This window comes from Bifidobacterium sp. UTBIF-78, assembly GCF_006408945.1.
Classification (GTDB): domain Bacteria; phylum Actinomycetota; class Actinomycetes; order Actinomycetales; family Bifidobacteriaceae; genus Bifidobacterium; species Bifidobacterium myosotis.
In genome coordinates this window covers 1-21,942 of sequence record NZ_JFAO01000040.1, presented here as the reverse complement: position 1 = coordinate 21,942, position 21,942 = coordinate 1, and the positions used below count along the sequence as shown (strand labels likewise).

Annotated in this window: 15 protein-coding genes and 2 pseudogenes; 10 read left to right on the top strand and 7 right to left on the bottom strand. The window is 64.2% G+C overall.

Going from position 1 to position 21,942, the window contains the following annotated elements:
- Window positions 1-91: 91 nt before the first annotated feature.
- On the bottom strand, window positions 92-1,297 hold the full coding sequence (dapE, locus tag BG22_RS08810; protein WP_140494887.1) for a succinyl-diaminopimelate desuccinylase: 1,206 nt from the start codon (window positions 1,295-1,297) through the stop codon (window positions 92-94).
- A 229-nt stretch (window positions 1,298-1,526) separates the two neighbouring features.
- Between dapE and BG22_RS08805 the strand changes: the two genes are divergently transcribed.
- The 3 genes from BG22_RS08805 (at window position 1,527) to BG22_RS08795 (ending at window position 3,629) form a co-directional block, all read left to right on the top strand.
- Window positions 1,527-2,471, top strand: a complete 945-nt coding sequence (locus tag BG22_RS08805; RefSeq protein WP_140494885.1) for an AEC family transporter — start codon at window positions 1,527-1,529, stop codon at window positions 2,469-2,471.
- Between the two features lie 448 nt (window positions 2,472-2,919).
- Window positions 2,920-3,270: a hypothetical protein gene (locus BG22_RS10975; protein ID WP_094667519.1), complete on the top strand. Its 351-nt coding sequence runs from the start codon at window positions 2,920-2,922 to the stop codon at window positions 3,268-3,270.
- On the top strand, window positions 3,267-3,629 hold the full coding sequence (locus tag BG22_RS08795; protein ID WP_140494883.1) for a hypothetical protein: 363 nt from the start codon (window positions 3,267-3,269) through the stop codon (window positions 3,627-3,629). The genes BG22_RS10975 and BG22_RS08795 overlap by 4 nt, the downstream gene beginning before the upstream one ends.
- Window positions 3,630-3,683: 54 nt before the next feature.
- Here BG22_RS08795 and BG22_RS08790 read toward each other — a convergent pair whose 3' ends face one another.
- On the bottom strand, window positions 3,684-5,219 hold the full coding sequence (locus tag BG22_RS08790) for a Maf family protein (RefSeq protein WP_140494881.1): 1,536 nt from the start codon (window positions 5,217-5,219) through the stop codon (window positions 3,684-3,686).
- 297 nt (window positions 5,220-5,516) lie between these two features.
- Here BG22_RS08790 and BG22_RS08785 point away from each other — a divergent pair, with 297 nt between their 5' ends.
- The 5 genes from BG22_RS08785 (at window position 5,517) to BG22_RS08765 (ending at window position 11,816) form a co-directional block, all read left to right on the top strand.
- Complete coding sequence (locus BG22_RS08785; protein WP_181163464.1) at window positions 5,517-6,269, top strand: RNA polymerase sigma factor; 753 nt, start codon at window positions 5,517-5,519, stop codon at window positions 6,267-6,269.
- 199 nt (window positions 6,270-6,468) lie between these two features.
- A complete protein-coding gene (locus tag BG22_RS08780; protein WP_140494877.1) occupies window positions 6,469-7,473 on the top strand; it encodes a hypothetical protein in 1,005 nt (334 codons plus the stop codon).
- Between the two features lie 112 nt (window positions 7,474-7,585).
- Window positions 7,586-8,638 carry an ABC transporter ATP-binding protein gene (locus BG22_RS08775; protein WP_219846941.1) on the top strand — a complete coding sequence of 351 codons (1,053 nt, stop codon included), beginning with the start codon at window positions 7,586-7,588 and terminating at the stop codon, window positions 8,636-8,638.
- A 1-nt stretch (window position 8,639) separates the two neighbouring features.
- Complete coding sequence (locus BG22_RS08770) at window positions 8,640-9,959, top strand: hypothetical protein (RefSeq protein WP_140494875.1); 1,320 nt, start codon at window positions 8,640-8,642, stop codon at window positions 9,957-9,959.
- 93 nt (window positions 9,960-10,052) lie between these two features.
- Window positions 10,053-11,816: a hypothetical protein gene (locus BG22_RS08765; RefSeq protein WP_140494873.1), complete on the top strand. Its 1,764-nt coding sequence runs from the start codon at window positions 10,053-10,055 to the stop codon at window positions 11,814-11,816.
- Between the two features lie 21 nt (window positions 11,817-11,837).
- On the opposite strand, the pseudogene BG22_RS11515 reads toward BG22_RS08765, so the two are convergent.
- The 5 genes and pseudogenes from BG22_RS11515 to argS form a co-directional block, all read right to left on the bottom strand.
- Window positions 11,838-12,122 (bottom strand): annotated as a pseudogene (locus BG22_RS11515) (homoserine kinase); the annotation flags it as partial.
- A 110-nt stretch (window positions 12,123-12,232) separates the two neighbouring features.
- Window positions 12,233-12,965: pseudogene (locus BG22_RS11510) on the bottom strand (homoserine kinase); the annotation flags it as partial.
- 308 nt (window positions 12,966-13,273) lie between these two features.
- A complete protein-coding gene (locus BG22_RS08755) occupies window positions 13,274-14,590 on the bottom strand; it encodes a homoserine dehydrogenase (RefSeq protein ID WP_140494869.1) in 1,317 nt (438 codons plus the stop codon).
- Between the two features lie 691 nt (window positions 14,591-15,281).
- Window positions 15,282-16,940, bottom strand: coding sequence for a diaminopimelate decarboxylase (locus tag BG22_RS08750; RefSeq protein ID WP_140494867.1), 1,659 nt, complete (start codon window positions 16,938-16,940; stop codon window positions 15,282-15,284).
- A gap of 416 nt (window positions 16,941-17,356) precedes the next feature.
- Complete coding sequence (gene argS, locus BG22_RS08745; RefSeq protein ID WP_140494865.1) at window positions 17,357-19,210, bottom strand: arginine--tRNA ligase; 1,854 nt, start codon at window positions 19,208-19,210, stop codon at window positions 17,357-17,359.
- A gap of 631 nt (window positions 19,211-19,841) precedes the next feature.
- Between argS and BG22_RS08740 the strand changes: the two genes are divergently transcribed.
- Together BG22_RS08740 and BG22_RS08735 are read left to right on the top strand one after the other, a co-directional pair.
- Entirely contained in the window at window positions 19,842-20,495 is a 654-nt protein-coding gene (locus BG22_RS08740; RefSeq protein ID WP_140494863.1) for a TetR/AcrR family transcriptional regulator, read from the top strand.
- 42 nt (window positions 20,496-20,537) lie between these two features.
- Window positions 20,538-21,794, top strand: coding sequence for an MFS transporter (locus tag BG22_RS08735; protein WP_140494861.1), 1,257 nt, complete (start codon window positions 20,538-20,540; stop codon window positions 21,792-21,794).
- The last annotated feature ends 148 nt before the right edge of the window (window positions 21,795-21,942 follow it).

Here is a 21,942-nt window from a genome sequence, read left to right as displayed (position 1 = left end):
GTGAGGACGGGCGCCCCACGGACGGCTGGATGGCTGACGAACCGGCGCAACGATCAGGCGGACGGTCATCGCGCGAGCATCCGGCCGGGCATCAGACCAGCCAGTCGATGAGCAGGTCGGCGAGCGCCGTGAGGTCGGACTCGGGCAGCTGCTCGTCGTGCTTGTGGGCGAGCAGCGAGTCGCCGGCGCCGAGGTTGACGGCCGGGATGCCGAGCGCGGAGAACCGGGCCACGTCGGTCCAGCCGAGCTTGGCGAGCGGCTCGCGGCCGGTGCGTTCGCGGACCAAGCGGACGAGGTCCTGGGCGAGCGGGGCGTTGAGGCCCGGACGAGCGGACGGCGACTCGTCCTTCATCTCGATGCCGTAGCCCTCGAATACGCCGCCGGTGGCCACATGTTCGCCGTTGCCGAGTTCGGCGCCGGCGTCCGCGCCCATCATCAGGGCCTTGGCCTCGGCGAGCGACTTGTCCGGCGCGAACCGGTAGTTGACGTGGACGCGGCACTCGTCCGGGATGACGTTGGTACCCTTGCCGCCGGAGATGAGCGTGGCGTTGAGGCCCTCGCGGTAGTCGAGCCCGTCCACGTTCACGGTGGCCGGCTCGTAGGCGTTGAGGCGGTTGAGGATGTCCGCCGCCTTGTGGATGGCGTTCTCCCCCATCCACGCGCGGGCGGAGTGGGCGGCGACGCCATGGGTGACGACGTCGAAGCGGATCGTGCCGTTGCAGCCGCCTTCGATGCCGCAGCTGGTGGGCTCGCCGATGATGGCGAAGTCGCCGGTGATCCAGTCGGGGTGCGTTTCGGCCACCTTCCTCAGACCGTTCTTCTCGGCGGCGACCTCTTCATGGTCGTAGAAGACGTAGGTGAGGTCAGTTGTGGGCGTGGTTTCCGGGCTGGTGCCGTCGAGGGTCGCGGCGAGGTAGAACATGACCGCGTCCGAAGCCTTCATGTCCGTGGCGCCGCGCCCCCACAGGACGCGTTCGTCGGGGTGGGCTTCGGCGACGTCCTGACGGATGAGCGGGTCGCCAGGCTCCAGCCAACGCGGCGGGAAGTTGTCGATCACGGGGACCGTGTCGATGTGGCCGGCCAGAATCACACGCTGTTCGCGGCCGAAGTCGGTGGCGGCCACCACCGTATCGCCGTGACGACGGACCGTCAGATGCGGGTATTCCTTGAGAAACGCCTCGATCTCGTCGGCGAGCGGGCCTTCCTCATCGGAGACGGAATAGTTCTCCATGATCTGCGTGAGCAGCGAAGCGAGCTGCTCGGTTCGGTCGGCGGTAGGGTTCAATGCGATCGTCATGGCACCAGCGTACCGCGGGGGCGCCTTGCGTGCGGGCTTGGTGGCCCGGTACTTGAGATGGCGCGGGTAGACGGCCCGGTAGGTGGCGCGGTGGCGGCCCGGTGGCGGCGCGCGGTAGACGGCCCGGCAAATGGTCTGGCAAATGGCCCTGCAGATGGCCCGGTACTTGAGATATCGGCGCACCTTGCGGTTTTGTGTGCCACACTGGGGTTTGCAATCAGGGAGGAATATGACAGGTCTCATCAGCGCCATGCAGGGTTTCTGCGTGATCGGCATCGTGATCTTCGTGGGTTATGTGGCGGCGCGCATGCGCATCGGCGGACCGTCCGCGCAAATGGTGTTGAACCGGTTCTCGTTCTTCGTCTCCAGTCCGTGCCTGATGTTCGCGATCCTCGCCAAGGAGCCGATCTTCGACATCTTCCACCCGTCGATTATCGTGGCGTTCCTCTCCGCTGTGCTGGTGGGAGTCGTATTCCTCGTGCTCAACCAGATGTTCTTCCATTTGAAGGCACCGGACGCCACGATCGGCGCGCTGAACTCGCTGTACCTGAACTCCAACAACATCGGCCTGCCGGTCGCCACGTACATCCTCGGCAACGGCGCGCTGGTGGCGCCGATCCTGGTGATGCAGCAGGCGCTGTTCACGCCGATCGGCCTGACGGTGCTCGACGTGACCACCAAGGGCAAGGTCTCCGCCAAGGAGATTCTGAAGCAACCGCTGCATCAGCCGCTGCTCATCGGCTCGCTGCTGGGCATCGTCGTTTCGGCGGTTTCGGCCAAACTCGGGTGGTTCCCGGTGCCGAACTTCATCTACGACCCCATCAACATGATCGGGGAGTCGGCGGTGCCGATGATTCTCATGGCGTTCGGCATGTCGTTGCACGGCACCAAGCCGTTGCAGCAGAAGGGCGACCGGCCGGCCATCTTCACGGTCGCGGTGCTGAAGAACATCGTGATGCCGATCATCGCGTTCCTGCTGGCGTACTTCATGATGGGCTTCCGCGGGCCGGAACTCTATGCGTGCGTCGTGCTCGCCGCGCTGCCCACAGGCCAGAACGTGTACAACTACGCGGCGCGGTACAACGTGGGCCTCACGTTCGCGCGCGACGGCATTCTCATGAGCACGATGACCAGCCCGGTGTTCATCGCAATCATCGCGTTCCTGCTGAGCTAAGGAACCGCGATGAACCGTCGCGGCACAGCCGCTCCCCTCACCTACGGACAGTCCACCGGACTGTCCGCTCCACGGCTCGGCATCGCGATCATCGCGTTCCTGCTGAGCTGATTGTCGGCCCGCACATCTGTCAGCCCGCACATCGCAATCATCACGTTTTACCGAGCTGGGCCGTAGCGTTGTGGACGCTCACCGGCACGTTGAATCGGCATCCCCATACGGCGGCAAATCTCGACCGGACGGCAGAGGCCATCGTCTCCAACCGCCTCAGCATTTCCTCATTGAGGCACAAATGTGGATAACTCGGCAAGCTGGAACCACATGAGTCGATTCGGGTGGACGCAAGAGCCGTGGTGGCGATACGGTCAGGGCATCAGCGCACTGCTACGCGGCTCATGAGGCCCGTTCGGCGCCACGATAAGCCCAATCAGCCCAATGGAGGACTGTTATGCCACATGATTTCGACCGTCAGAAGAACCAGCATGAGCCGTATGACAATCGTCATACATCATGGTATGCTGAGAAACAACAAACGAATATCGAGATACACCCGCACGCCTTGCAAGCCCATCGGCTGACCCGAGAACAGATTGAAACCGCATTTGCGACCCGCATAGGACCAGCACGAATCCGCACACGAGATCACGATGCCGACCCACCTCGGTGGGCAGTCATCGGCTTCGACCGGGAACGCCGACCTATCGAACTGGTATACGTCGAAACCGCCGACCCTGAGCCGGTGATCATCCACGCGAACTATCTCACCAAAGGATTTTTCACAGAATGGAGCCGGGCATGAAGCAATACATCGCCGAAGATGGCACACCAATCACCGACGCCATGGTCGAACGCTGGGCGCAAGAGGCTGAAGACGGATTCCCGGATTCGACACTCACACGGGAAGACGACCCGTTCCCTCCCAGCGGCACGGACATGAAGGCACACACTATCCGTATGCCCGAAGCGCTCTGGAAACTAGTCGAAGCCGCAGCTCAGGCCAAAAAGGTCACGCCCAGCGAATACACCCGTCAGGCGCTCGGACGGAGCCTCGCGCAATCCGAACTCACCCGCGAGCAAAAGATATCGATTTATGCACAGGCGCACGGCATCACCCGCGACGAGGCGATTAACGAACTGCTCGATAAGGCGCTAGCCTGATTCGCATATCGGCGAACCCGAAGCCCTCGGAACAGTTATTAGCGCTGGTCGTATTCACTGGCAGTCAGCAGCCCGCGCCAGCTCGTCGAGGCGCGCGGCGAAGCGGGGCCAGTCGGTCTTCATGGCGGTCAGGAGCCTCAAGGAAGGCACCTGATCGACCGGAATCCAGCTGATTTCCTTGCTTTCGTCGTCGTTGGGGCGCGGGTCAACGCGATGCCCCGGTTTCTCGAACGCGAAGACCGTGGTGTAGGCCCACGGGCCATGGTCCTCGCGGTAGGAGCCGACCACCTCGATGTCTTCGGGGGTGATGTTCGCCTCTTCGTAGCTCTCACGCAGCGCGCCCTCGATCGGCGACTCGCCGTCCGCGGTGGCGCCGCCCGGAATGCCCCAGGTGCCGCCTTCCGCGCTCCACGCGGCGCGATGCTGCATCACCACATGGGTCACCTTGCCGGTCGCCGGATCACGGCGGGCCAGCAGGATGCCCGAAGCGCCGTTGGTGCCCCAATGCTTGCGGCCGCACGCGCAGTCCACCCAGCCGTCACCGGGCTGATGCACGTTCTCGATCGGGGGCAGATTGTCCTTGCCGGCCGCCGCGATGCCGGCCGCATCCGCGGATTCCGGGGCGATCTCGCCGCGCTGCACATTCCACAGGTCGGTCCAGTCCACGCCCAGTTCCTTAACCAGCTTGCGCAGCAGCGGCAGGCTGATGCCGATGATGCCATGCGGGTCGCCCTCGACACCGTCGATGAACGCGCCGCCGAAGCCTTCAAGCGTAAACGATCCGGCCACTTCCAGCGGCTCGCCGGTGGCGATGTACCGCTCGATGTCCTTATCGGAGTAATCGCCGAACTTCACTACGGCGTGACTGGCGCCGCGTGCCACGCGCCCGCTGGCGAAATCGATGACGCAGTGCCCGGTCCACAGCTCACCGCTGGCACCGCGCATCCGGCGCAGACGCTCGCGCGCGACCTCGGGGCTGTGCGGCTTGCCATAGCATTCGCCGTCCATGAGGAACATCGAATCGCAGCCGACGATGAGCGGGCCGATGCTTGACCGCGTCAGTCCCGGCTGGAGGGCCACAACGTTGGAGATCGGCTCGGTGACGGTCGGCATGTCCACGCCGGAGAAGTCGCGTGTGGTGGCGATGCGGTCCTTGGAGTAGTCGATGGGCGCGGCGGCGGCTGTGGCGGCCGACTGGACGCTCTGGCCTGAACCATCCCGCCCCTCGCCCTGCCCCTGTCGGCCCGGCTCTTCCGAACCCGTCACCGCGGCGGCAGCATCCTCAGCCTGCACTTCCGGGGCGCGCAGCGGGTAGGCGATTACCCGCTCGCCGGTCGCGGAGGCGGCCGTGGCGGCCACGTCACGATACGCGCGATGCACGGCCTGCGCCTTGGCTTCGGCAAGAATCATCACCCGCTGGTCCACGGTCAGCTCATCGACCGTGACGCCGGCAGCCTGCGCGGCGGTTTTGAGCGCGGCCGGCTCGTCCACATGCGAGACGCGGATGGTCGGGCAGATGCCGGCCGAATACAGCACATCGCGGCGCGGGCGCGACTTGGACGCCAAAATCAGCGGAATGGGAACGGACATACACCCTCCTGACGTAGGTTCACTACCAGCTTCATACCAACGCTACCGGCACCGCGCACGGCACGCATAACGCAGAATGCATCACATAAGCTACGTGGGCACCGCACACGCCGTCAACGGTTCACTACCAGCATTGTATGAATCGGCACGGGCATCCCGGAACCGGGCGGCACCAAGACGCGCACAATGCACAATCCGCATCACGCGCGACACGCCCGGGCCGAATTCGCCGCAACGATTCGCCGCCCGCACACGTATATACCTGTGACACAACGACAGGAAACTGGGGAGACGACGATGGGCTGGTTCACGGCGCGACGCGGCAGGACGAGGGGCGACGGCACATCCGCCGCAACGCCGTCCGCCAAGAGCACCTCACCGGCCGACTCCGCAACTTCCGCTGCGCAGACGCCGTCCGCCGAAAACGCCGCAACCGAACGCCGACTCATCCGCGCAATCGTGCGGCACAGCTCGCAGACCGCAGCCGACCAATTGGTGCGCATGTATTTCGATGACGTGCTCGCCTTCGTCTGGCGCGTGACCGGGGACCGGGAACACGCGCTCGATCTGACCCAGGAGACGATGATCGCAGCGTTACGCTCGCTCTCCGGATACGACCCGGACAAAGCGTCTCTGCGCACATGGCTGTACGCCATCGCCTCGCACAAAGTAATCGACGCGAGGCGGACGAATCGCGTTACCGTCACACCGCTGCCGATGGACGAGACGCTGGACGGCACCGGCACCATACGCAAAACCCGCATCGACGGCAACCCATCGGGAGTCATCACGGTGGCGGGCGACGGGCCGAACCGCACCCGCGACCCGGCCGACATCCAGGCCGACGCCGATCTGCTCGCCCGCATCGATGCCTTTGTAGGACGGTTCGACGCCGGCACACAGGAGATCTTCCATTTACACACGGCCGCAGGTCTACCGTTTCCGCAGATCGCAGCGGCCCGCGGCGAGCGCACCGAAACCGTGAAGGCCCGCTATTACCGACTGATCCAAGCGATTCGAAAGGAGTTCGCCGATGAACGCACAAGCTGATCGAACCAATCGAACTGATCGTTCAATCCCGTCCGATCCGAACAGCCCTGTTGCCAGCAATGCCGAAGCGGCGATGCCGAGTTCCGCCGTTTTCGTCGGCGTCCCGACAAACATCTCCGTCAACGACCATGCCCACGGTTGCCCCAGAGGGAGCGCCGGCGACGGCCTTGTCGGCATGGAGTCGCGCATCATGCGGGCGATGGCGGCACGTGCGGACGCGCCACTCCCCGGCAATGTCGTACATAATCCGGGCGACGGCGGCGCCATCGCCCCCGATACCGCACTCGCCAACGTCATCGTCGACTCGCCCGTGCAACGCGAGCAGGCGATTGCGGCCGCGATCGAAGCCGGAGTGCCGAAGCGTGTCACCCTGTGGTCCACACTGGCCGAAGCGCGCGGTTCGCTACGGTTGCGCGACCTGTTCTTCGGCGCATGGGACTGCGTGGCCGTCGCCCTCGTGATGACCGCGACCGTCTGGCTGATTCCGCTGATACGCCTGTTCACCAACGCCGCATACGCGCTCGCCCATCCCGGCACCGTCTATGCTATGGCGTTCCTGACCGCGCCGTTCCTGTATGAGGCCACGCACCTGCTTGTGCGATTCAAGGAGCATGAAAGCCATACCGACGATTTGCTGCGCACTATGCGCTGGTCGTTCACGCGACTGTGCGCGCTGCGCATGCTGGTGATGGGAGCGGCCGCGGCCACGCTCATCGTGGGCTATGCCGCAGTCGTCAGTGTGCTGGGTGCGCAGGTGGGTCTTGCGGATGGTGGTGCCGGAGGTGGCATCGGCGGAGCGACTCCCTTCTCCGACACCAACGGAATCGGACTCGGCGGCGGAGTGGCCAATGCCGGCATGGTCTGGAGTCCGGCCGGTCTGTCGGGCGTCATACCGGACACCTCGACCGCCCGGTTCTCGCTGATGACGCTACTAGGCATTGCCTTCAGCGCGCTGTTCGTGTTCGGTATCGCACAGCTCGTGGCAGACGTGCACGCCCACTGGCCGTGGTCGATGATCGCGGTACCTGCCCTCTGGGTAGCGCTGTGCGTGGCGCTGCTGGTCTGGCACGACGCGCTGGCGCCGCTGCTGGCCGGACTGCCGCCAATGGTCGCGCTTATCACCGCCGTGGCGACCGGCGTGGCGTATTTTGCGGCAATGGGCCGATTCGTACGGCTCGAGCCAGCCTTCGCCGAAGCCGCATGATGCCGTAATCCGCTCCCTTCCATATCAGTCCAGTCCATTCCACTCCATTCCCATAGCCCATCCCGTTACTCGCCGATTCGATAGCGTCCCGCGTCTTCTGAAAGGAATCGCAATGCTCACCGTTGACAACGTATCCAAGAAGCTCTCCGGCAAAACCATCCTGCATGACATCAATCTCGAGTTCGACCACGGCGTCTACGGCCTGTTGGCCCCGAACGGCGCGGGCAAGACCACGCTGATGAAGCTCATGACCACGCTGCTGTTCCCCGATTCCGGCTCGATTCGGCTGGACGGCGAAGACATCGTGGCGCTCGGCGAGCGCTATCGCGGCCAAATCGGATATTTGCCGCAGGATTTCGGCTACTACCCCGGCTACACGCCTCGTCAGTTCCTGCGCTACATCGCCGCGTTGCAGGGCATGCCCAGGCATGGGTTGGACGCACGCATCGACGCGCTGCTGGACATGGTGGGCCTGTCCGAGGCCGCCAACAAGCGAATGCGCACGTTCTCAGGCGGCATGATCCAGCGCGTCGGCATCGCGCAGGCGCTCGTACACGACCCGAGCATCCTGATTCTCGACGAGCCTACCGCCGGACTCGATCCCAAGGAACGTGTGCGCTTCCGCAACATCATCCATTCGCTCGCCGCCGATCGTATCGTGATCCTCTCCACTCATATCGTCTCCGATTTGGAAACGATTGCAGGCCACATCGTGATGCTGCGCGACGGCACGGTGTACACGAACGCCTCGCCCGCCGACATCTGCTCGTCCTTGGAAGGCCGGATCTACGAGGTGGCAGCGGGGACGCCCCTCGCCGAAGACCAGCGGTTGCTTTCGGAGGTGCAGTACGGCGGCGAGACCAGACTGCGCATCTACTCGGAGGACCCCATTGCCGGGGGCGCAAACGCATCCGGTCCCAACGTGACTTCGGCTGGTCTGTCTCCGACCGGGTTGGCCACCGGGTTGGCCACCGGCATGGCAACCGGTACGGCAACCGGCATAGCAACCGGCGCGGCTGTCAACCCGACGGCTAGCTCAGCCGCCTATCCAACAGCCAACCCTGCCGCCTACCCAGCAGCAACCCCAGCAACAACCCCAGCAACCGCCCCAGTCATGGTCGCCCCGAACCTTGAGGACGCCTTCCTTGTCATCTATGGAGGCTGACATGGCCATCCACATGCAACCACTACGATTCACCGGCGGCGAGCTCGTCAAGATCGCGCGGCTCCCGCTGGTATGGGCGGTCATCGTCCTGTGTGCGCTGGTGAATCTGCTGATGGCCGCGGCGGCCACCCCCGCGAATACCGTCGCGCGGTATAACTACGCGAGCGCCGTCGCCGTGGCCATCGGCGGCAAAGTCGGACCCGAGTTCGACCGGGCACTTGCGCTGATCGGTCCGTCCGGCGGCGCCGCATCATCCAGAGGCGCCACATCATCCGGCAGCGCTGCATCATCCAGCGGCACCACACCGCCCGACACGGAAACCGTCCCCGATGCTAAGCCAACCACCAGCCCCGTCATCATCGCACGGATTCCCAAGGAGTCGACGATGACCGCAGACGAACTGCACCGGCAGCTGACCGCGATCACGCACGGCGCCACGAACACACTCGCCGGCTACGACGCCACGGCCACGCGCGACGCGATGCTCGCGCAGGTTGCCGGCGACCCGGCTGCCACATGGCTGATGCAGCGCAAATACGATGCCTACGCCGCTCGCGTGGCCCATCTGGCTAGCACCGGCGCGGCGCTGGATCTGGCGGCCGGCTCGGCCACCGACCCGACGTTGAACCATTGGACGAATATGACCGGCTACCTGTTCTTCGAGACGTGCACGTTGGCGGTGCTGCTCATGGCGTTGGCGCTCGGCTACGAGCGTACGGCGGGCACCGAGCAACTCATGATGGCCACGCGCGTCGGACGGCGACTGGTCGCACCGAAGATCGCGGCAGGCCTGATCGCCTCGACAATCGCGTACCTGCTGCTCGTGGCGGCGATCGTCATACCGTATCTCATGGTGTTCGACGTACGCGGCGTATGGAGCGCGAGCGTGACGAGCCAGTTCAACACGGTGTTCGGGCAGCGTCCGTTCGTCACATGGTGGAATCTGACCATCGGACAGTATCTGTTCGTGCGGCTGGCGCTGGGTCTGGCAATCACGCTGTGCTTCGCGCTGTTCACGGCGACTCTCGGGCTGCTGATGCGCAACACGTTCGCGGTGGCGGGATGCGTGGGCATCGCCGTGGTACTGGTCATCGGCATTGTAGGCGCGGCGCATGCAACGGGACTGCCGTGGGTCGCGTGGATTGGCGGGTTCAACCCGGTGGGCGTACTGCTGCTGCGCGAACAATGGTTCACCGAACTTGGCTTGGACGCGCCCACCGCCTTCTGGGAGACCGGCGTGACCGCCTGCTCGCTCGTGTATCTCACGGCCGCATTGACTGCGGCATGGCGGGCGTTCCGCCACAGGGATCTGGCTGCCTGAACCGCCATCACCTACAGAACATCATCACCTACAGAACATCATCACCTACAAGGTCACATGCACAACACTCGCAATACTTGCAAAGGAGTCATCATGACACTGTTCGCCGCGGAAATGCGCAAAATCTGGCGCCCGATCCCAGTATTGATACTCATGGCCATGGGCGCGCTCTGGGCGTTCGTCGGCATCATGCCCGCCTATCAGGCCTTTACGGAAACCGAGCGCAGCGTGGGCTTCCTGCCGCTCGATCTGACCAGCGAGCGCCGGCTCGTCACCCGCTACGGACCGCTCACCGACCAGTCCACCATCGACCGGATGAAGGCGGACATCCCACGCCTGGAGCAACAGGCCACACGCGACATCCAAGCGCATCCGGCCGAGGCGAAGACGCTCGGCATCACTGATTTCGCCGGCTACAAACACTGGTACAGCTCAATCGCCGACCAGACGTTCTACCCTACCGATGCGCCCAACACCATTCCGGAGGGGCGCACGGCGACCGGCGCGAGCACTGCCGAGAGCGCCGCCATCAGGGAAGCCAGGAAGAAAACCGATCCGACCGCTACCATGACCGAGGCGGAGCAAGCAGCGATGTTCGAGGCCGAGCGCACGCTGTCCAATGGTTCCGAAGCGCTGCAGGATCTGCATAACATCGCACTGCTGATGCAGCACTTCCCCATCACCCAGTCCGATGCGCAACGTAATCTCGACAATTCGGTCGCAATGTTGCGCTCCACCGCGCGCACCGACCATCCGGTCACGCCATTGCAGCAGCAGTTTGAGCGGGACTATCGGACGGCAGCGGCAAACGGCTGGGATGGCACCGTCTCCGGCGGATGCGCGGCCATGGACGTCACCGGCAAGACCGTGACCAATGAGTCCGGTGGCACGGAGGACACCCCGACGGATGGCGGCGATACCACCGGCTCCGACGCCGCCAGCACCGATAGCAGCAGCTCCGCTAGCAGCGGCTCCGGCGCAACGACTTCCGACGATAACGGCTCATCCGACGCATCCAACGAATCCGGCAGCACAGGTGACGCCCAGCTTGGCGAGGGCTGCGATCTGGCAGACGCCTCGCTGGGGTCATCATCATATCGGGTTCCCGGCACGATGCCGTCATCGGTGACCGACCGACTGGCGCGCTACGCCGCACATCCCGGCCAATCCAGCTACATCGCATACGACATCGTGGAGAGCACATGGTCGTATGCCTTTGCGGTCGCGGTCTTTACAGTAATCGCCTCCGCCGCGCTCACCATACCGGTGATGGTCCGCGATCGCGGACGACGCATGACCCAGCTGCAGTGGGCGTCGCGTTCCGGACGGTCCGGACGGCGTACGCGCGTGGCGGCCGTGGCGGTAAGTTCCTTGCTGGTCAGCGTGCTGACGTTGACGGCGTTCGGCGTGCCGCTAGCAGTGTTGTTGCGCGATTTTCTTGGCACGCCGGTGCTGAATCTCAACACGAATGTCAGCATGGGTGAAGTCTCGTTCGAGATGCCCTTCGGTGTGCCGATCGTACCGTGGGCCTATTGGACGCTCGGACAGTATCTGGCGATTATCGGCGTGACCATCGTGGTGCTGACCTTGGCCATGACGATGGCGGGCGCGTGGCTGTGCCGTTCGACGGGCTCCATCATCCGCATGCTGCTGATCATGGTGCCGTTGCTGGCATTGGTACTGCTTACGGCGCAATTCGTCTACTTCCAGAACATGTTCCTGATGGGCAACTGGCTGACGAACCGCCTGACCATGCCCGGGCTCGAAGCCTGGCTGCCGCTTGCCGCGCTGATGCTTGCCGCGCTGGCGTGGGCCGTCTCGCTGCGACGGCTGCGCCAACGCGAACTGCTGCGGTGAACGGTGACCCGGCTGTTGCCTCTATCGCCGTTCGATTTCGACGCCGGCGGTGTTGATGGGCAGATGCAGCACCCGCCAGTGACCGGAGGCCAGCTGGTTGACGGCCACCTGATCGATGGCCTCGCGCGCGTCGCCGTAATGCAGCACGAGCACGCACGGGCCGGCACCGGAGACGGCGGCGGCATAGCCCCTGGAGCGGAACAGCGCGATGAGTTCGGTGGACGGCGGCATGAGCGGCGCACGGTACGGCTGGTGCAGCCGGTCCTGCGTGGCCGTGAACAGCAGCGCGTTGGCCTGAGATGCCGCGGAGGCGAATGCGGCGGCGGTCACTGGCGCGTTCGACGCAGCCACGGCGGTCCCGGCGCTGGCAGCACCGGCGCCGGACATCGCAACATCACCGCCGAGCGCATCGGCACCGCCCTGGGCCGCGGCCTGGGCGAGGACGACCGGGTTCATCGCGGCGGGCAGCAGTCCCACGCGGGAGACGTTGTATACGGCGTCCTTGTGCGGCAATTCCTTGGGCAGCGCCTGACGGGCCTTTTCGGTGGACAGCTCGTAATCGGGCACGAACACGGCGGCCGTGATGGCCGGATCGACCGGATAGTTGACGGTGTGGAAGCCGCCGTGCAGCGGCTCGCCGCCGGGGATGGCCACCGAGCCGACGCCTTCGGCCGTGGCGAAGTCCCACGAGACCGTCAGTCCGCCGAAGACGGCCGGCGCCACGTTGTCCGGGTGACCTTCGATCTGTGCGGCCATGTCGAAGATGGCCGGACGGTTGAGGTCGCCGGGCTGCGCGAAGGCGGCCGCCGCCGCGATGCCAGCCACGATGGCCTCGGCGGAGGAGCCCATACCACGCGCCTGCGGGATGTTGTTGGTGGCTTCAAGCGTGAAGCCGAGGCGCCCCAGACCGAAGGTGGCGCAGGCGCGGCGGAAGGTGGAGACCACCAGATGCGTCTCGTCGCGCGGCAGTGTGTCCTCGCCCTCGCCGTGGATGAACACATGGGCCACGCCATCGGACGGGTCGGGATTGAGCGTGAAGGTGAGCTCGTCGTGATAGTCGAGCGCCAGACCCACGGTGTCGAAACCGGAGCCCAGATTGGCGGAAGTGGCCGGTACGCGCACCTTGACCTGTGTACAGATTGGATTCATTGGTATCTCCGATTGACAGGGGACTCCCCCTCAGTCTCACTGCGTTCGACAGCTCCCCTCAAAGAGGGGAGCCACGGGGCTTATGCCGAGGCTCACTGGCAGCTCCTCTCAAAAAGGGGAGCCATGAACCCGCATCGTGGCGCCCTTCTCTGAGGGGAGCTGTCAGGCGTAGCCTGACTGAGGGGAGCTCCACACGGTATGGCACATCGCACCATGCGTAATGCCACACTGTTCTGCGGCGCTCACAACACTATCGCGGTCGGCATTCGGCGCCGCTGAAAGCCCGCCCGACCTGTGGGAACCTGCAGTCAGTCCAGCACGCGCAGGATGGACGGTTCGCCGGTCACGAAGTCGAGGGCCTGAACGGCCTTGACGGTCGCACGCAGCGTTTCCTCGTCGGTCAGATGGGTCACCACGCGCAGCTGCTGGATCTCGCCGTCGTAGCCCGGATCGGTCAGCGTGGGCTTCAGGTCCTGGTTCACGCCGTTGATGGACACGCCGTTCTTGGCGAACTCGGTGGCGATGGCGGCCAGCACGCCCGGCTTGTCGTGGATGAGGAAGCGCACGGCGAAGGCGGCCTTGGAGGCGCTGACGGGGGCCTTGGGCAGGTTCTTGTACAGCGGGATGGACGGGCCGGTGCAGCCCGCGGCGATGTGACGGGCCTCGGTGACCACGTCGCCCACCACGGCGGAGGCGGTCGGCGCGCCGCCGGCGCCGCGGCCGTAGAACATGAGGTCGTCGGCGGCCTCGGCCTTGACGAAGATTGCGTTGAACGAACCGTGCACGGAGGCGAGCGGGTGGGATTCGGGCAGCAGCGCCGGGTAGACGCGAGCGGAGACGCCGGCCTCGCCGTTCTCGACCACGGCGAGCAGCTTGATGACCTTGCCCTCGGCGGTGGCTGCGGCGATGTCGTCGGCGGTGATCTTGGTGATGCCCTCGACGGACACGTCGTCGATGGTCACCGGCGTGTGGAAGCCGAGCGTGGCCATGATGGCGGCCTTGTTGGCGGCGTCGTAGCCCTCGATGTCGCCGGTCGGGTCGGCCTCGGCGTAGCCCTTGGCCTGCGCGTCCTTGAGGACGTCATCGAACTGGAGGCCCTTGGTGGTCATCTCGTCAAGAATGTAGTTGGTGGTGCCGTTGACGATGCCGAGCATGCTGGTCACCTTGTCACCCACAAGGGACTCACGCAGCGGGCGCAGGAACGGAATCGCGCCGCCCACGGCCGCCTCGAAGTAGATGTCGACGCCCTTGGCCTCGGCGGCGGCGTAGATCTCCGGGCCATACTTGGCCAGCAGCGCCTTGTTGGCAGTCACGACGGATGCGCCGGACTCGATGGCGGCGAGCACGAAGGTGCGGGCCACGGTGGTGCCGCCGATGAGCTCGATGACGATGTCCGAGCTGGTGGCCACACTCATGGTGTCCGTGGTGACGATGGACTGGTCGATCCACGGGAACTTCTCGGTTTCCTTGGGGTCCAGGCAAGCCACGCCGGTCAGCTCGATCGGGCGGCCGATGCGGGCGGAAAGCTCGTCCTTCTGCTCGACGATGAGGCGGGCGGTCTGCGAGCCGACCGTGCCGGCGCCCAGCAGACCTACGCGGATCGGGGTGTCATTGTGTTCTGCCACTTCGGGGTCCTTCCACAAAAATATTTCTATGTCCCACGGTTATTTTACGGATTATTTCCTACAGAGGCACGGACGGCGCTCGCAGATTTACTGATCCATTTGTATTATGACCCATCCTCGCACCCGTTGCATGGGGTATCTCGTTTGCAAGGGGTACATTCCCGCTTTCTCGAACATGTATCTGCCTTGCAAGGGGTACCTCAACAGTGGAATCCCGAGTAGATGCGCCGTCATTTCAACGTCAATACTCGGGACTTCCCATTTAAGGTACCCCTTGCAAGGCAGATACGTGTCTGCAGAAGCGGAAATGTACCCCTTGCAGAGGAGATAGCCTCTCTTTCGCCCCATACATGCAGTAAATGCGAGTCGCCGCGATGATTCGGCGCTAATGGTCCGTCTTGCCAATGATTGAGGTTTCGGCTTCCGTTTCTCCCCGTCAGCTTCGCTGCCAGCCCGTCCCCAATCAAGGACGCGCCCTGAGCGCCATCGGAAGGGGCCAATACCACTCAGACAACGCCAAACCAGACCACTAATGGTCTGTCTCGCAATTGTTTGAGTGGTGTTGGCCCTCTCTGATGAGGGGGCTGTCAGCGAAGCTGACTAGGGGAGAGAAAAACCTGAAGTCCTCAATTGTTTAAGAGACAGACCACTGGCACCCGGCCAATATTCCTCGGCCGGAGCCTCATCTGGTCTACTCGCTGACGTCGAGGGCCAGCAGGTCGTCGATGGTCTGACGGCGGAGCATCACATGCGCGCCGGATGCGCCGACGGCCACGACGGCGGGGATGAGCGCCTGGTTGTAGTTGCTTGCCATCGTGCGCCCGTAGGCGCCGGTGACCGGCACTGCCAGGATGTCACCGCGCTTGAGATCGGCGGGAAGCCGCACCTCGTGAACCACGATGTCGCCGGATTCGCAGTGCATGCCCACCACGCGGGCGAGCATCGTCTCGTCGGAGCCCTTGCGGTTGGCCAGCCGCGCGGTGTAGTCGGCGCCGTACAGGGCCGGGCGGATGTTGTCGGACATGCCGCCGTCCACGGAGACGTACACGCGCTCGTCGATTGGATTGCCGGCTGCGTCCTTGGGCTGGTGGTCGCCTTCACCGCTCAGGTGCACATGCTTGATGGTGCCCACGCGGTACAGGGTCACGCCGGCGGGGGCCACGATGTAGCGACCGGGCTCGAAGCTGATGGCCGGCGCGGGCATGCCGAAGGCGCGGTTGGTCTCGGCAACCGCATTGGCCAGACGGCCGAGTTCCACGTCGATGTCCATCGAATCCTCGCCGTCCGTGTAGGCCACGGAGTAACCGCCGCCGAGGTCGATTTCGGGCAGGATATAGGCGTCGGTGGCCCACAGGGTCTTGCGCAGCAGCATCATGCGGCGGGCGGCCTGGATGAAGGCGTTCGCGTCATGGATGTTGGAGCCGATGTGCGAGTGCGCACCCACCAGCTCGAGCACGTCCTGATTGGCGAGGATGGTCTTGAGCACGGCGATGGACGGGCCGTCGGCGATGGCCTCCATCGCGGCGGCGAGCGCCCGGTCCTTGTCGGAGACCTCCTCGTGGCTCAGGTCGTAGGGGTATTTGACGTCGTATTGCAGCTTGCGTTCGTGCTGGTGGCCCTCGGCGGGCATAGCGCCGGAAACGTTGGCGGAGACGGCGTCGGCCGTTGCCGCGTCGGTGTCCGCAGTCGTCTGGGCCGGAGAGATACGCGCGTTCGTGGCGGCCGGGGTGACGTCGGCAAGGTCATTGAGCACGTCGAGCACGGCGGCATCCGCATCGGCGGCCAGCAGCGGCACGCCGAACTTCTGATCCTCATGGGCGGTGGAGATGTACTCATGACCGCCCGCGTGCACGCCGACGGTGACGCGCAGCATCACGCGGGCGCGCTTGCCGAGACGGCGGGCGATGGCCGCGATGCGTTCCGGCTCGTCCGGCGAATCGACCACGATCTTGGCGAAACCCTGTTCGATGGCAAGCTCGATTTCGGCGTCGGACTTGTTGTTGCCGTGCAGCACCAGACGACGGCCGGGCGCGCCGGCGGCGAGGGCGATGCGCATCTCCCCCATCGTGCAGGTGTCCACGTACATGCCGGCGTCGAGTACCAGACGCACGATCTCCTTGGAGAGGAACGCCTTGCCGGCGAAGCTCACATGCGTGGTGGAGGTGTTGAACGCCTCGGCGGCGGCACGCACGAAGTGACGGGCGCGCGCGTCCACCTCGTCGGTGTCGATGACATAGAGCGGCGAGCCGAACTCATCCAGCAGCGATTCCGCCGTGCGGCCGTGGAAGGTGAGGGCGCCGGTGGCCGGGTCGATGGCCGAAGCAGCCGGCCAGATATGGGAAATAGACATTATGCAAGTCCTTAAACTCCCCTCAGTCCGCTGCGCGGCCAGCTCCCCTCAGGGAGGGAAACCAAGCCAAACGCATACGAGTTGGCTCCCCTCCCTGAGGGGAGCTGTCGCCATCGGCGACTGAGGGGAGCCAACTTCAGAAACCTGAAAACCTAGTATGCCGCGCCATTAATTCGTTGTATATATCTGACTCCCCTTGTTAGGACGTTGCCGTCCTGCAAACAGCGAAGCTGTTTGCAGGACGAACTGGCCCGCGAAGCGGGACTGAGGGGTAGTCAATTCATCAACGAATTTCTGACGCGCCATACTAGTATGCCGTCACATTTTCTCTGGACGGACAGTCCAGTGGACTGTCCGTAGCAGCGAGCAGCGATAGCGTCACGAGCGTCGCAGGGGACAGCGATGGCCGAAGGCCGTCACATTTTCTCGGGAGCGGAGACGCCGAGCAGGTCGAGGCCGGCGGCGATCACGTCGCGCACGGCGTCGTTGAGCTTGAGACGGGCGGCAGCGCGCGCCGGCTCCGGGTTCTTGGCGATTTCAAGGGCCTTGCGGTCCTCCTCGTCTCCGCGGGTCTCCGGCTCGGTCAGGGCCATCGGCACCACGCGCTCCACGTTGTACCACTTGTGGTAAGCGGCGGCCAAGTCCTCGAGGTAATGTGCGACACGATGCGGCGCGCGGGCATCGCCGGCCAAGGTGAGCAGCGCCGGCCACTGGGCGAGCGCGGCGAGCACTTCGCCGTCAGCCTCGGTGTCGAGCAGGGAGAGATCAGCACCGTCATACGAAATGCCGGCAGCCTCGGCGTTGCGGTCCACGTTGCAGGAGCGGGCGTGCGCGTACTGCACGTAGTAGACCGGGTTGTCGTTGGAGTGGGAGGCGAGCAGGTTCAGGTCGATGTCCACCGGAGAGTTGTAGTCGGTGCGGGCGAGCGAGTAGCGCGAGGCGTCCACGCCGATGGCCTCGGTGAGGTCGTCGATGGTGACCACGTTGCCGGCGCGCTTCGACATGCGCACGGCCTTGCCGTCCTTGAGCACGTTGACCAGCTGGCCGATGAGGATCTGCATGTTCTCGCCCGGCTCATCGCCGAACGCCGCGCACATGGCCATCATGCGGCCAATGTAGCCGTGGTGGTCGGCGCCGAGCATATAGATGGCGACGTCGGCCGGGGCGGACGGCTTGCCGTCGCGGTGGCGCTTGTTCCAGTAGTAGGCGATGTCGGCCGCGAAGTAGGCGTACTCGCCGTTGGACTTCAGGATCACGCGGTCCTTGTCGTCACCGTGCTTGGTGGACTCGAACCAGGTGGCGCCATCCTTCTCGTAGATGTCGCCGCGCTCGCGCAGCACCTCGATGGCGCGCTGCACCTCGCCGTCGGTGTACAGGCTGTTCTCGTGGAACCACACGTCGAAGTTCACACGGAAGTCCTTCATGGACTGCTGGATCTCGGTGAACATCATCGGCACGGCGCGCTTGCGGAACTCCTCACGCAGCGCGGAATCGGACTCGCCGATTGGCTCGCCATCGGCGTTGAGTCCCTGATCGGCATGGTCGAGGGCGGTCAGGTCCACGCCGTCGGCCTGCGCCTCGGCCTGGACGCGACGCGCGATCTCGTCGATGTAGGCGCCCTTGTAGCCGTCGAACGGGGTTTCGGTCTGGTAGCCGGCCTCGCCAAGGTTGTTGTCGCGGGCCCATGCGGCCACGAGCGACTTGGCAAAGCGGTTGATCTGCTCACCGTGATCGTTGAAGTAGTATTCACGCACGACCTTGGCACCGTTGGCCTCGAGCACGCGGGCCATCGCGTCGCCGACGGCCGCCCAACGGGTGCCGCCGATGTGAATCGGGCCGGTGGGGTTGGCGGAGACGAACTCGAGGTTCAGGGTCTTGCCGGCGAGGTGGTCGTTGCGGCCGAACGTGGAGATGCCATGTTCGTCCTTCGTGGCCGCCAGCACCTGATCGACCACGGCGGCGGCCGACGCGGAGTCGAGCGTGATGTTGATGAAGCCGGGGCCTGCCACTTCGACCGACTTGACGCCGTCGGCCTTGACGAGCTCGGCCGCGAACAGTTCGGCCAGGTCATGGGGGCGCATGCCCGCCTTCTTGGCCAGCTGCATGGCGATGTTGGAGGCCCAGTCGCCGTGCGCGCGGTCCTTCGGACGCATGACGGCCAGCTTCTCGACAGGCGGGATCAGATCGTCGGTCAGCTGGCCGGCCTGACCGGCTGCGACGATGTTGTGGGCGATGTTGGAAATCAGTTCACTTAACGCTTCAGGGCTCATTCTTTCAAGGATACCGGCAACGGTGACGTTTGGCGGATTTGGTGGCGGCCGCGGCTACGCACAGGCTCGGTCATGGCTCTTGCCGCATTCCATTGGTACGTGGTTCATTAATCCGCGGCCCTTTGGCATGCGATCCTTTAATCCGCGGCCAATATTCTGCGTCAGAAATTCGCTGAAGAATTCACTACCCCTCAGTCCCGCTTCGCGGGCAAGCTCCCCTAACAAGGGGAACCCAAAATATAATCAACGAATTTCCGACGCGGGGCACCAAACAGGAATTCAAATCCGGAAGCAGCGGAACCCGATGTTTCCGGGTGCATCTTGCGGCTGCATATTTCGGATACACCTTACGGATACATACCGTTTGCGCTTAGCCGGCGACAATCGTTGCATTCGCGCGCAGGCTCGCCGAACTCCTATACATACCGACCGACGGTATGTATAGTGCGGGGCAACAAACAAACACGAGAATTCCCTCCCCGGCGTACGTACCGGCGGTGTCCTTTAAAAGTCGATGAGGAGCACCACGTCTTCCCTCCCGACGTACGTGCCAGCGGTACCCTATCGGGAAATCCGGGGGAATCGGAAGATGGGAAAAAACCGAGAGGAATCCCTCAGGAGAGGAGACCATATGGCGCGCAACGCGCACCCCGAGGTAACCGAACGGCGCATCCTTGAGGCCGCTCGCGACCTGTTCGTCGAAAAGGGGTACGAGAAGACCACGATCCAGAACATCGTGGACCGGCTCGGCAACCTTTCCAAAGGCGCGATTTACCATCATTTCGCCTCCAAGGAAGCCATTCTCGACCGGTTGAACGGCACCGACTGGAATCACAGCCAAGGCATCCGCGACCAGATCATGGCCCGAACCGACCTGACCGGTCTCGAACGGCTGCGCGCGCTGTTCAGACTCGCCGTCGGGGATACGGAGCACAGCAAGCTCAATCAAGCGACGATGCCGATGCTGAACGATCCGGTCTGCCTCGCCTCCAACATGCATTTCTGGGCGGCGGAGCTGCCGGATCACTGGCTACCCATCATCGAACAAGGCGTCGCCGACGGCTCAATCCCCACCGAGTATCCGCGCGAGGCCGCCGAACTCATCGCGCTGCTCACCAATTACTGGTTGCTGCCCATGTTCTACCCGGCTTCGACGTCAGAGTTACGGCACCGTGTCCGATGCTTCGCAATCATGCTGGACGCAATCAACGTACCGGTGTTCGATGAGGAACTCATCGAACAGACCATTGATTTTTACCTATCGCTCAATGGGTCGCTCAATTGAGGAATCATCTCAAGGCACCATAAGGAAGCATAAGGAAGCACCATGGCATCGCAATCACCACAACCGCAGCAATCCCCGCTGCGCAGCGCGAACTTCATCCTGCTCGTCACCGGCCAGGGCATCTCGCTGTTCGGCAACCTGATGCTCCGTTTCGCCATGTCGATGTGGGTGCTGGACGAGACCGGTTCGGCCACCGTGTTCGCTTCGATTCTGGCGGTCTCCATCGTGCCGACTATCATCCTCTCCCCCTTCGGCGGCGTGCTGGCCGACCGCATGAACCGCCGGACCATCATGGTGGCGCTCGACGCGGCCTCGGGCGTGCTGGTATTCGTCAGTGCCCTCGTCTTCGCCTCCATCGGGTTCAATATGGTCGCCATCGCAGTGATGCAGGTGCTGCTCGCCGTGCTCGGCGCGTTCGAGACCCCGACCGTGCAGGCCGCGCTCCCCCAGATGTACCGGTCCTACGGTCAGGCCACGATGCGTCAGGCGATGGCCGTGGTCAATCAGGTGCAGCAAGTCGGCTCGCTTCTGCCCAGTTTCCTTGGCGGCGTGCTCTACGCGATGTTCGGCATCCGCCTCATGATGACGATCACCATCGTGAGCTTCGCGACGGCCGCTGTGCTGGAATGCTTCATCCGACTCGCCGCGCCCGATCGCGGCGACGAACAGTTGCCGACACCGATCGAGGATCTCAAGTCCGGCATCCGTTTTCTTATCAGGGACCGCCCCAAGGTATTCCAACTGCTGCTGTTCGCGGCGGCGCTGAACTTCCTGATCACCGGCTACGCGGCGGTCGGGTTCCCCTACACGATCCGCACGGTGCTCGGCTTCGATGCGACCGTCTACGGCGTGGCTGACGGTCTGGTGGGCATCGCCGGCGTGGTCGGCGCGTTCGCCGCGGGACTGGTCGCGGCCAAGCTCACGATGCGGCACTTCCCGATGGCGCTGCTGCTGTTCTCGCTGACCGTGGTGCCCCAAGCGGTGGTGTTCCTGTTGCCGGCAAGCCCCTGGATGAGATTGGTGGTGCTGGTGACGTTCACCTGCTGCACGATGATCGCCTGCTGCTTCACCAATCTCATCGCGATCCCAACGATTCAGATGAGCACGCCGGAAGCCATGACCGGCAAGGTGATGGCCATGACCGCAGCCATCTCCATGTGCGCCCAGCCGCTCGGTCAGATGGTGTACGGCTGGGCTTACGACCGGTTCCCGGTGGCGGTCGTTCTGCTCGCCACCGCCGTCGGATCGGCGGCGCTGACAATGCTCATGGTGCCGCTGTCGAAACAGTTCGACGCCTGACGCGACCTACCGCGCTCAGCCCGGGTGCTATTGCATCTCAACGCCCCTGTGAATCCACCAGCAATCCACCAGCAATTCCCTCATGCGGGTCAAAACATAAGTTCCACACATCGTCGTGTTATGTTTCGTCCCATTGGGGCAATGGGGG

Coding starts and splice junctions, on each gene's coding strand:
- BG22_RS08765 (WP_140494873.1), top strand. CDS start 10,053: ATGACACTGTTCGCCGCGGAAATGCGCAAAATCTGGCGCCCGATCCCA.
- BG22_RS08805 (WP_140494885.1), top strand. CDS start 1,527: ATGACAGGTCTCATCAGCGCCATGCAGGGTTTCTGCGTGATCGGCATC.
- BG22_RS08790 (WP_140494881.1), bottom strand. CDS start 5,219: ATGTCCGTTCCCATTCCGCTGATTTTGGCGTCCAAGTCGCGCCCGCGC.
- BG22_RS10975 (WP_094667519.1), top strand. CDS start 2,920: ATGCCACATGATTTCGACCGTCAGAAGAACCAGCATGAGCCGTATGAC.
- BG22_RS08750 (WP_140494867.1), bottom strand. CDS start 16,940: ATGTCTATTTCCCATATCTGGCCGGCTGCTTCGGCCATCGACCCGGCC.
- BG22_RS08740 (WP_140494863.1), top strand. CDS start 19,842: ATGGCGCGCAACGCGCACCCCGAGGTAACCGAACGGCGCATCCTTGAG.
- BG22_RS08795 (WP_140494883.1), top strand. CDS start 3,267: ATGAAGCAATACATCGCCGAAGATGGCACACCAATCACCGACGCCATG.
- BG22_RS08735 (WP_140494861.1), top strand. CDS start 20,538: ATGGCATCGCAATCACCACAACCGCAGCAATCCCCGCTGCGCAGCGCG.
- BG22_RS08785 (WP_181163464.1), top strand. CDS start 5,517: ATGGGCTGGTTCACGGCGCGACGCGGCAGGACGAGGGGCGACGGCACA.
- argS (WP_140494865.1), bottom strand. CDS start 19,210: ATGAGCCCTGAAGCGTTAAGTGAACTGATTTCCAACATCGCCCACAAC.
- BG22_RS08780 (WP_140494877.1), top strand. CDS start 6,469: ATGGCGGCACGTGCGGACGCGCCACTCCCCGGCAATGTCGTACATAAT.
- BG22_RS08770 (WP_140494875.1), top strand. CDS start 8,640: ATGGCCATCCACATGCAACCACTACGATTCACCGGCGGCGAGCTCGTC.
- dapE (WP_140494887.1), bottom strand. CDS start 1,297: ATGACGATCGCATTGAACCCTACCGCCGACCGAACCGAGCAGCTCGCT.
- BG22_RS08775 (WP_219846941.1), top strand. CDS start 7,586: ATGCTCACCGTTGACAACGTATCCAAGAAGCTCTCCGGCAAAACCATC.